Origin of the sequence: Amazonocrinis nigriterrae CENA67 (assembly GCF_016056305.1) — a bacterium.
Lineage (GTDB): Bacteria > Cyanobacteriota > Cyanobacteriia > Cyanobacteriales > Nostocaceae > Amazonocrinis > Amazonocrinis nigriterrae.
Genome location: NZ_JAECZC010000001.1, coordinates 215,813 through 227,663, shown reverse-complemented (window position 1 = coordinate 227,663; position 11,851 = coordinate 215,813). Strand labels below are relative to the sequence as shown.

Genomic DNA, 11,851 nt, shown 5'->3' with positions numbered 1-11,851 from the left:
AACAACATAACTATTTAAAAGCAACATAAATGCTTGATTTAAAATACTATTAATAATATATATATTAAATACATTTAAAATCAGAATTATGTTAAAAATATATAAAACTTTGTTGCTATAGTTTCATCTATAAATTATTCTAGGTTTACAAAAAAACTGGGCTGCCTAGGGTATTTTTTGAATCTATGCAAATTCATCTATTGAGGGCAGCTTTTGGTGAACTATATAATTTTTACTTAAGAAAATTAATTACGTAATTATCCCATTGTAATGGATATTTTAATTACTTAATTTAATTGTTTAGAAGTAACAGTTATTACGTGAAATTTACCGAAGTGCTGGAGGGAGAATAAGTGGGTAGGCAGCACAGATATCATCGGTTCCGATCTGTGAACCTTTTTAGCAAACGAGTGTTGCTGCCACTTTTAATAGGTATTTTGGTATCAATTGCAGTGATCATACTCTGGCAGAGACTACTAATAGAAGAAAACTCAGACATCAGACAGCTTATTCAACAGCAGGCGATCGCAATCAAAACGGAATTAACTACTGAACTAAAAACTCACATCCTGGCATTAGAGCGAATGCAAAGACACTGGCAAATGCACAACGGCATTCCTCAAAACCACTGGGAAGCAGAGGCTGCTACCTATGTTCAAGATTACCGAGGATATCGGGCGATCGCACGAGTTGACTCTTCATTTCGGGTGCGCTGGATTGTACCATTGGCAGGGAACGAAGTTGTACAAAATCTTGATTTAAGCCAGTTATCACAACAACGCTCAGCATTGGAACTAGTACGCGATCGCCATCAAACCACTTTGACTCACACAGTTAACTTTGTCCACAGCGGCAAAGAATTTTTAGTGTGCATACCTTTATTTGTAGAAAATAAATTTGATGGCTTTTTATTAGGATTTTTTCAACATCAAGTCCTGCTGGATTCTGCTGTACATGTACCACAAGGTTACACAATTAAAGTATTTCATCATCAAGAGTTAATTTACAGCAATGAATCGCCATTAAGAGCAGGAGAGCAGGAGAGCAGAGGAGCAGGGGAGCAGGGGAGCGGGGAAGCAGGGGTAAAACTCCTAACTCCTAACTCAGCACCCAACACTCAGCACTCAGCACTCAGCACTCAGCACCCAACACTCAGCACTCAGCACTCAGCACTCAGCACTCAGCACTCAGCACTCAGCACTCAAGAATCCCCTTGGCAGCAAGAGGTAAACTTGGAATTGTATGGAATGAGCTGGCGAATACAAGCTTGCCCAACTTCAGAGTTATTAAGAAATTTGCATTCACCCTTACTAACAATCGTATTAGTTGCAGGGCTATTAATCGCTGGAACACTTACTTTAACCATCTATTTTGCTCAGGCTACCAAATTGAGCAATCTGCTGATAGCAGCAATCAATCAGGAACTAGCTCAAAGAATTATTGAGCAGGAACAAACCGAAATTGCTCTGCGTGCAAGTGAAACTCGTCTGCGACAGTTACTAGAAACTGTCAAAGTCATTCCTTGGGAATTAGACTTGAAAACCTCGCGATTGACCTACGTTGGCCCACAAGCAGAAGCTTTGCTCGACTATCCCATAGAAGAATGGTATCAAGAAAATTTTTGGATGAATCATTTGCATCCAGATGACCGAGAAAAAACCATTAAATATTGTCAACAAGCAACAGTTAGGGGCGATAATTACGAATTTGAATATCGGATGTTAGCTGCTGATGGGCGCATTATTTGGCTACGAGATGTTGTAAGTGTAGTTAAGGAAGCAGGAACTCCTACCAAGTTACGGGGGTTCATGTTTGATATCACCGATCTCAAAGCAGTTGAAGAAACTTTGAGATTGAGGGAACGGGCACTTGCTGCAACTAGTAATGGAATTGTCATTGCCGACGCTCGACTCCCTCACAATCCAATTATTTACGTTAACTCCGCTTTTGAACAAATCACAGGCTACAGTAGCGCTGAAGTGATTGGGTATAACTGCCGATTTCTGCAAGGTAAAGAAACCCAAAAATCAGCAATCAACGAACTACGAAAAGCTATTAAAACAGGAAAGAGCTGTCGGGTTATTCTACATAACTATCGTAAAGATGGCACATTATTTTGGAATGAACTGAGTATCTCTCCTATTCATGACGAAAATGGACAATTAACTCACTTCATTGGCATTCAAAATGATATTAGCGATCGCGCTTGTCAAGAAGCAGCCCTCAGAGAAAAAGAAGAGCGTTGGCAACTAGCACTCCAAGGAAATCATGATGGCATTTGGGACTGGAACGTCAGAACCAACGAAGTCTTCTTTTCTCTCCGCTGGAAGGAAATGTTGGGTTATGAAGACCAGGAAATTTCCAACCATTTGGAAGAATGGATAAAGCGAATTCATCCAGATGACTTGGAATCAGTTGTGCAAATGATTCAAGATCATTTTGCCAAGAAAACCCCCTTCTACACTAACGAGCATCGAGTACAGTGTAAGAACGGTAGCTACAAGTGGATACTCGACCGGGGAAAAGCACTTTGGGATGAACAAGGAAATGCAGTGCGGATGGTGGGGTCTTACACCGACATCACCATCCGCAAACAAATGGAAGAAGCATTAAAAGAAAGTGAAGCCCGATTTCGGACAATGGCAGACAGTGCCCCTGTTTTGTTGTGGGTATCTGACACTAATGCCCTGCGTACCTTCTTTAATCAAACCTGGCTAAACTTCACTGGACGAACTTTAGAACAAGAACTTGGTCATGGTTGGGCTGAAGGAGTCCATCCAGAGGACTTACAAAATAGCCTCGATACCTATTTTAGAGCCTTTGCAACCCAGCAATCATTTGAAATGGAGTTTCGTCTGCGGCGTTATGACGGTGAATATCGCTGGATTTTGGATACTGGCATCCCAAGATTTAATTCTGATGGTAGCTTTGCAGGTTTTATCGGTTCCTGTGTTGATATTAGCGAACGACAAGCCGCACTGCGCGAACGCAAACTTGCAGAAGCATCTCTGCGTCGCCAAGCTCTGACTTTTGAGAACATGCATGATGGCGTTATCATCACCGATCTAAAAGGAAATATTGTTGACTGGAATCCTGCTGCTGAGAGAATCTTTGGCTATAGCAAAGCAGATGTTTTGGGTAAAACCCCCAGTATATTAAATAAACCTGAACAAAACACAACACTTACTGCCGCAATTGTTGAAGAACTTAATCACCAAGGACGCTGGTCTGGTGAAATAGTCTTTATTCGCAAAGATGGCAACGAGAGAATTTGCGAAACAACAATATTACCCTTGCACGATGAACAAGGGCAAACTTTTGCTACCATTGGCGTGAATCATGATATCACCGAACGCAAACGTGCAGAAGCAGCACTCAGGGAAAGTGAAGAGCGCTGGCAACTAGTAATCGAAGCTAACCAAGATGCAATTTGGGATTGGAACATCATCACAAATCAAACTTTTCGCTCTGCCAAGTGGGCTGAACTTGTAGGAGAACCAGACCATCAGCTGATTATCAGCTATGATGATTGGGTCAAATCCATCCATCCTGATGATTTCGACTGGGTAATAGCCATTCAGCAAGAGTATCTCAGTCGGCAAATACCCAACTATATTGTTGAGTATCGTTTGCGCTGTCATGATGGCAGCTATAAGTGGGTACTAGTACATGCTATCGCTCAATGGGATCAACAGGGTAATCCAGTGCGGATGGTTGGCTCAACCAAAGACATCACCGAACGCGTAAAAGCACAGGAGACACTGCAACGACAATTACATCGGACGCTGCTGCTTGAACAAATTACTCACAAAATTCGTCAGAGTCTCGACACCAAAGAAATCTTCCAGACAGCCGCCACCCAAATTGGTCAAGCGTTTGGTGTAAGCCGCTGTTTGATCCACTCTTACATTAGCGACCCCACACCACGCATTCCCATAGTTGCAGAGTATGTTGTCTCTGGTTACAGCTCCATGCTGAACATGGAGATTCCCATGATTGACAATCCTCATGTGCAACAGTTGATGGCACAGGATACGGCCATGTCTAACGATCAGCCCCTTTGCATCTACACCTCCCCAGATGTGGAAGTTAATGGTTTACCTGCTGTGACTGAATCGAACTGCGAAGAAATTGGGCTGAAGTCCATGTTGTCAGTCCGCACTTCCTATCAAGGACAACCTAATGGAGCAATTAGCCTACACCAGTGCAACCATTTTCGCCAGTGGACACCAGACGAAATTGAATTACTAGAAGCAGTTGCATCTCAACTAGGTATTGCACTAGCACAGGCTCATTTGTTAGAGCAAGAAACTCATCGACGGGAAGAACTCACTTGGAAAAACTTTGCTTTAGAGCAAGCAAAGCGTCAGGCAGAAGCAGCAAATCGAGCTAAAAGTGAGTTTTTAGCAATGATGAGTCATGAGATTCGCACTCCCATGAATGCTGTTATTGGCATGACAGAACTACTGCTAAATACTGAACTGACTTCCCAACAGCAAGACCTTGTAGAAACAGTTCGTACTAGCGGAGACGCTTTGCTCACTATTATCAACGATATTTTGGATTTCTCCAAAATTGAGTCGGGCAAGTTAGAGCTGGAAAAACAGCCTTTTGATTTGAAAGCCTGCGTAGAGCAAGTAATTGACATTTTAGCCCCGAAAGCAGCCCAAAAAGATATTGCACTGGCTTACCTAATCTATCCGCAAGTACCTGTGCAGATTGTCGGTGATTTGACTCGTGTACGCCAAATTTTAATGAATCTCCTCAACAATGCCATTAAATTTACCAAAGAAGGAGAAGTAGTACTATCTGTTCGTGCCAAACAACTTGAATTGGGAATTAAGGATTGGCAATATTTAGATAAAAATTCTCACCCCAACCAAATCCTCAAAAAAATCTCTACCCAGTCCCCAGTCCCCAGTACCCAGTCCCCAGTACCCAGTCCCCAATACTCAGTCCCCAGTACCCAAATTCTATTTAGCATTGAAGACACAGGCATTGGCATCCCCCCAGAAAAAATGGAGCGGTTATTTCAACCCTTCACTCAAGCAGATGCTTCCATGACTCGACAATATGGTGGTACGGGACTGGGGCTGGTGATTAGCAAACGCTTAGGTGATATGATGGGCGGCAGCCTTTGGGTGGAAAGTCAGGGTTGTGTCGGTGGTAATCCTTCTTTGGGATGGCAAGGTGAAAAGCTAGTCTGTTCAACTCACTCTTTCCCAGGTTCTACTTTCTATTTCACTATTACTGTGCCAGTGGTTGCCAATCCACAGCCAGGTGAATCTCATATTTATTTAGCCCAGCTTGCTGCTAAGCGCTTGTTGATTGTGGACAACAATCCTACTACTCGCAAAATACTCAGCTTGCAAGCCGAGTTCCGGCAGATGCAAGTTTTGACTGCTAAGTCGGGTGAAGAAGCTTTAGCTTTAATGAGCAAGGAAACACAGTTTGATATCGCTATTGTGGATATGCAGATCCCACAGATGCATAACTTCACCCTAGTTCGGGAAATCTGCAAACTTCCTGGTTATCAAAACCTGCCTTTGGTAATATTGACTTCCTTGGGTAAATCAGAGATTAGGTCAGACTTTGATGATATCGAGTTTGTTACCTATTTGAGCAAACCCATCAAACAGTCTCAACTTTATAATGTTCTTGCCCAGGCTTTGGGAGATCAGCCTCTGCTAACTACTGTCTCTCGTCCTCATCCTCCTGAAACTGCTTCGTTTTTGGTAAAACGAGTACCACTGCGAATTCTTCTGGCAGAAGATACAGCTATGAATCAAAAAGTTGCTCTTTTGATGCTGCGGAAAATTGGTTATCAGGCAGATGTCGCAGCCAATGGGCTAGAAGTCCTCCAAGCATTACAACAAAAGCCATACGACATAGTATTAATGGATGTCAACATGCCTGTAATGGATGGTCTGGAAGCCAGCCGGAGAATTTGTCAGGAATGGGAAGTTAGTTCTCGTCCTTATATTATCGCCATGACTGCCAATGCCATGCGGGGCGATCGCGAAGCCTGTCTGGCTGCTGGTATGAATGACTACATTAGTAAACCTGTGCAAATTAAGGAGTTAACTCAAGCACTGAGCAAATGCCAAGTCCGCCTTAGTTCTAAATTAACTTCCCAAACCCAGCAAGCTACAGATACGAGTTTTCAAAGCACATTGGGGGAAAAGCAAAACTTCACAAAATTGAAAACTCAGAATTTAGAACATGTCACAATTGATGTCAAAATTCTGGATTCTTTGCGAGATATGTTGGGAGGAGATACGATGGCATTTGCAGAACTAATCAATTGCTATCTCACTGAAACCCCCAAGCTGATCAAAAACATCAAAGCAGGCGTCACAAATCAAGATGCCCAAGCTGTATGGAAAAACGCCCACAACCTCAAGTCTAGCAGTGCCTCTGTAGGAGCAGCACTCTTAGCACAGCTTTGCAAACAGTTAGAAATACAAGGACAAAGAAACAATCTCCAAGGAAGTTTAGAAATCTACTTACGGCTTCACAAAGAATTTGAACAAGTCAAAACTGCTTTGCAAACAGAACTGGAGAAATTGGAACAATGACCACCATTTCTCCAGAAGAGCCATCTTTAGTTCTAATTGTTGATGATGAACCTTTTATTAGGATGCAGTTACGGCTTTCTCTACAGTGTGAAGGCTATCGCACCGTAGAAGCTCAAGATGGTAGAGAAGCTTTAACTATTTTCCAACAACGGCGCCCTGATATAGTGCTACTTGATGCAATCATGCCAGATATGGATGGATTCGATTGCTGCACTCAATTGCAATGTCTGGATTCTAGCAAATACACTCCTATTTTGATGATTACAGGATTAGAGGATCAAGAGTCTGTTGACCGTGCATTTGAAGTGGGTGCCATCGATTATGTTACTAAACCAATTCACTGGCCAGTTTTGCGTCAGCGGGTAAAACGCTTGATTCAGCAATCTCAGCTTCAGCGACAGTTGGAAGCAGCTAACCAAGAATTGCAGCGATTAGTAACTATTGATGAGTTAACCCAAGTAGCCAATCGTCGCCGATTTGAAGAGTATTGTGCCCAAGAGTGGCAACGCATGGCACGGGAACAACTGCCTTTGTCTCTTATTCTTTGTGATGTTGACTTTTTTAAATCATACAATGATACTTATGGACATCAAGCAGGCGATCGCTGTCTTCAAGCAATTGCTAAAGCGATCAAAAATACTGTAAAACGCCCTGCTGATTTAGTTGCCCGTTATGGAGGTGAGGAATTTGCTGTGATTCTACCTCAAACAGATGCAGAAGGCGCTCTTGTTCTAGCTCAAACAATTTGTTATGCTGTCAGTACACTGGCAATTCCCCATAACAACTCACAAGTTAGTTCTTATGTGAGTATTAGTGCTGGGATCGCCACAGAAATCCCTCATCCCAATTCTGACTTTCAAGCAATTATTGCCGCAGCTGATCGGGCCTTGTATCAAGCAAAAACAGAAGGACGCGATCGCGTTCAGCTCTACAACAAACAATCATCCCCTACAATTACTGTCTACCCTTTTCCCCCTTAATTTTCAGTATTTTCATCAGGACTTACGTACAGGTAAGGAAATTGAACCTCGCACCACTTGAAGTGGCATGATTCCTGCCTTTTCAACATACCCTGAAAAGTCAGCGCAGCCAACTCGGTACAGAGCAAACGCCACAATTTTTGATTTGGCGGTCTTTAATTAGTGATGGGAACAGAGCAAACACTCATTTTCCCTACACCCTACACCCAACCCTCCACACCCTTCTTGTTGACTTTTTCCAACTATGTTGGTATTGTTGATTTTCAGTATACAATTCAACTTTCAGTTGGATAGTACTTAGGCATTAATTAGTGATTCATCAATAAAAGTACCGAAGTGAAATTTACACAAGAAAATAGCAGCATTCTTCATCAACTTACTAGAAAGGGTAACTCTTTTAAAGAGTATACTAATCACTATAATCATCAGTTCAGTATTTACGATATATTCAGATCAAGCCTTCATAGTAGTTTTTTAGTTCAGAAAAGCAGTGCATTATCATCAAATAATAGTACCGCTAATACAACTGTTTCAAATAATATAAATAGTAATTTTACTGCTCAAACCATTGCTATTACTCCTGCACAGCCAGACCTCATAGTACAAAATGTTGTATCTTCTGGTTCAACATCTGTTGGTAGCACTATCACACTAGACTACCAGGTCAAAAACCAAGGCACTGAAAATGCCTTCTCTAGCTATACTCTTTTTTATCTATCTAAGGATAAAAATGTCAGCGATGATGATATTTACTTAGGCTCAGACTACGTTGATAGTATTGCAGCAGGTGCTTATAGTTCAGAATCAACGACGCTCAACATTAACAATGGGATTGCCGCAGGTAGTTATTATTTGTTATGTCAAGCTGATGGCAATGGCGATTTGATTGAAAGTAATGAAAACAATAACGTCTTTGCCCAATCCATCAATATCAATCTGATTAAGACAGACTTGATAGTTCAAAATGCTTCGGCTCCTAGTTCAGTATCTGTTGGAGAAAGCTTTAAAATCAGTTATCAAATTAAAAACCAAGGTGTTGGAAATGCTTTTCCTAGCTCTACCATGTTTTATTTGTCCAAAGATAAAACTGTGAGCAATGATGATCTTTATTTAGGCTCAAACGAGGTTGAAAGTATTGCAGCAGGTGCTTACAGTTCACAAACATCGTCACTCAGCATTGTTAAGAATGTCACCGCAGGTAGCTATTATCTGTTGTACAAAGCTGATGGCTACAACAATGTCATTGAAACCAATGAAAGCAATAACGTCTTTGCTAAAGCTATCAGTGTCAAGAATAGTTTTAGTTCTAATAATGGCTACGGCTTGATTAATGCAGCAGCAGCAGTGGCGAAAGCTTTAGGTCAGGCTACTTTTGCTGATGTTTCTAACTTGGGGGGTAACAATTGGGGCGCAGACCTCATCAAAGCGCCAGAAGTCTGGGCAAAAGGATATACAGGTCAAGGAATTACTGTAGCTGTTGTGGATAGTGGAGTTGACCGCAACCATCAGGATTTAAGCGCTAATATCTGGAAAAATACCAAAGAAATTGCAGGCAACGGTAAAGATGATGATGGCAACGGTTATGTTGATGATGTTTACGGCTGGAACTTTGTTGGCAACAACAACAACACTTTAGACAAAAATGGTCATGGCACTCATGTTGCTGGCACTATTGCAGGGATGAAGAATAATTTTGGTGTGACAGGCATTGCTTATAATGCCAAGATTATGCCAGTTAAGGTTTTAGGTGATGATGGTTCAGGCTCTGATAGTGCGATCGCTAAAGGCATTCGTTATGCTGCGGATAATGGCGCGAATGTAATTAACCTGAGCTTAGGAAAAGAACAGCCTAATAATGATATTCAATCAGCTGTTCAATATGCTAGCAGCAAGGGTGCGATCGTTGTCATGGCAGCAGGAAATGCAAGTAGCTCAAAACCCTACTATCCTGCGATCTATGCCAAATACTGGGGGCTGGCTGTGGGAGCAGTTGATAAGTATGGAAATATGGCTGACTTCTCTAACTTAGCTGGCTCTGACCTACTTAGCTACGTTACAGCCCCAGGTGTTAATATTTATTCGACACTTCCTGGTAATAAGTATGGTTTTTCGACCGGAACATCGATGGCAACTCCTCATGTTGCTGGGGTAGTAGCCTTGATGCTGAGTGCTAAGAAAGGTCTAACAGAAGCCGAAGTGCGAAAGATTGTCACAGCAACCGCAGCAAACAATTTCACAGCCTAGTAGTTCACCACGCAAATTTTGGCAGGCTACTAGTGGTCTGGCAAGTCATCTTTGCATCTAGTTAGCAGATGGGTACAGAGGAAAGGACTTGTATAAGCCTCTCCTCTGCTCCCCTACTCCCCTGCTTCTCTGCCAGCCTCCACGCGGCAATTTTGGGTTGCTGGGCTACTAGCCATTAGCTAATTTCTTACGCTTCAGCCGACTGCCTAGTATGCCGGCAACTGCAATTCCACCGATAGTCGTTGGTTCAGGTACAGCCGTGCTACCTAAACTCTGTGAATTGTCATTTTCTACTTTGTAGACACTGACATCATCTAAGTTTAACCAGTCATGTCCAACTTGAGTTGCAAACTTTAAATCTGTAGCCGTGGATGTGGCTACAAAATTAACGCTGTATTCTTTGTAAGGTTGTGCGGGATCTAAGGTCAGGTCTGTTAGCTCAAAAATCTTGGTTCCACCTGCATATACTTGAAATAAGTTATCAAGACGAGGTGGTTCTTCGGCAGAGGCTAAAGAAAAAGTTAGTTTGTATTCATTGTTGTTTTGCGTAGCCAGAGTCTGTGTCAGATAAGCAAAACTACCGGGGGGAGTGTAGCCCAAATGTACACTCAATAAACCATTAGTCGCAGGGTTGGGATAATTTTCTAGACGATCGGTATAGCCACCATCAAACTGACTATCATTATTCCATCCAGTAATAAAAGGATTAGGTAGGGTGGGATCGTAATTAGGATTTACAAGTGGGTCTGCCTCGAAGTCTCCATTCTGCACAAGATTTATTTGTACTGCTTGAGCTTTGGAAATGCCAGTACCAGCAATCACAGCAGTACTAACAAGAGTACTGGTTATACCAAAAACAACGAATCCTAATTTTTTTGCTACTTTCATGAGATTTAACTCCAAATAGTTCCAAGTTGATGAGAATTTTTAACCTCAGTTAAAAAACAAGCGATCGCACATACCTTGAAATCAAAGCTACTAATTACAACTGACAATTGTTTTCATCGCCAGTGAGTAGCTGACATTAAGGCACACCAAATCCACGATTAGTAAACTTACTTCTAGCAGTGGAACTTGATAAGTAGTTTGCAAAACTATTTGCTGCTGTTAAATTGGTGGTTCGGCTGAGTACAGCTGCTGGATAGACAATGGCGTTATGACAACTTTGCGCGGCAAGTGCTGTTTGGGTTGTACCACTGGAAATTGCCTGATCGGTGATGTAAACTATGCCTGCATCAATGGTGTTACCGCTCAGGGTTTTATTTTGCACTGCTGTCAAGACGTTACGGACATTGCTAGCAAATACTAATTTGTTGGCAGTTGTGCTATTGAGAAGTGTATTGTAACTACCTGCACCGCAACCACTCAGGGTACTTTGCAGAACTTGTTGACCATAAGCTCCTGCGGGGACGGTTGCAGGATCACCTATAGCAATACCTCTAATGCCTGTTCTTGCAGGACTACAAGTGCTACAGTTTGTCAGTGTGTCAAAAGTAGAAATAGTGGGGCTTGGAGCTGGAGAAGTAGGCGTACTCGGTCTGATCAAGACTAGACGATTTGTGGCGATGGTAACTGGCCAACCTGAAGCTAATTTTCCTGCACTCTGCAAGCTATTCATTTGGGTTGTAGCCGCAGAAATAAAAATGTCTGGTATCCCGGCTGACTCGTTTGATGACAGATTTATTTGGTTGAGTAAGGCACCAGAAGAATCAAAAGTATTGATAAAGTTAATCGCTGAGCCAGGGTTAGCTGTATTGTATGCACTTTCAATCTCTGGCAGCACTTCTGTTAAGCTAACAGCCGCATACACTCGTAGCGTAGTTGTAGCCTGTGCTGTTTGGGTGGTCGGGTTGGTTAACAGTGGCAAGCCGATTACTAGAGCTAAGCTAGCAACTGCCGCAGCGATCCAACTGAGGAATCGTCTTCTTTGGGCTAGAAAAAACATACTGAATATGCTTGTTGCGTAAAGTGAATGTCAGGCACTATTACCAACCCTGATAATTTATACCTATATAGTTGGTAATACAGGTAAGCATACCAAAGTCAGGG

5 protein-coding genes are annotated in these 11,851 nt (G+C 42.2%); 3 read left to right on the top strand and 2 right to left on the bottom strand.

Annotated elements, in window-relative coordinates; translation table 11 throughout:
* Window positions 1-389: 389 nt before the first annotated feature.
* From I8748_RS35970 to I8748_RS00950, 3 genes are all read left to right on the top strand, one after another.
* Entirely contained in the window at window positions 390-6,578 is a 6,189-nt protein-coding gene (locus tag I8748_RS35970; protein WP_318781175.1) for a PAS domain S-box protein, read from the top strand.
* Complete coding sequence (locus I8748_RS00955; RefSeq protein WP_198122824.1) at window positions 6,575-7,558, top strand: GGDEF domain-containing response regulator; 984 nt, start codon at window positions 6,575-6,577, stop codon at window positions 7,556-7,558. The genes I8748_RS35970 and I8748_RS00955 overlap by 4 nt, the downstream gene beginning before the upstream one ends.
* Before the next feature lie 336 nt (window positions 7,559-7,894).
* Window positions 7,895-9,802, top strand: coding sequence for a S8 family serine peptidase (locus tag I8748_RS00950; RefSeq protein WP_318781174.1), 1,908 nt, complete (start codon window positions 7,895-7,897; stop codon window positions 9,800-9,802).
* A 168-nt stretch (window positions 9,803-9,970) separates the two neighbouring features.
* Here I8748_RS00950 and I8748_RS00945 read toward each other — a convergent pair whose 3' ends face one another.
* Complete coding sequence (locus tag I8748_RS00945; RefSeq protein WP_198122924.1) at window positions 9,971-10,690, bottom strand: DUF642 domain-containing protein; 720 nt, start codon at window positions 10,688-10,690, stop codon at window positions 9,971-9,973.
* A gap of 136 nt (window positions 10,691-10,826) precedes the next feature.
* Window positions 10,827-11,747, bottom strand: coding sequence for a molybdate ABC transporter substrate-binding protein (modA, locus tag I8748_RS00940; RefSeq protein ID WP_198122823.1), 921 nt, complete (start codon window positions 11,745-11,747; stop codon window positions 10,827-10,829).
* Window positions 11,748-11,851 lie beyond the last annotated feature (104 nt).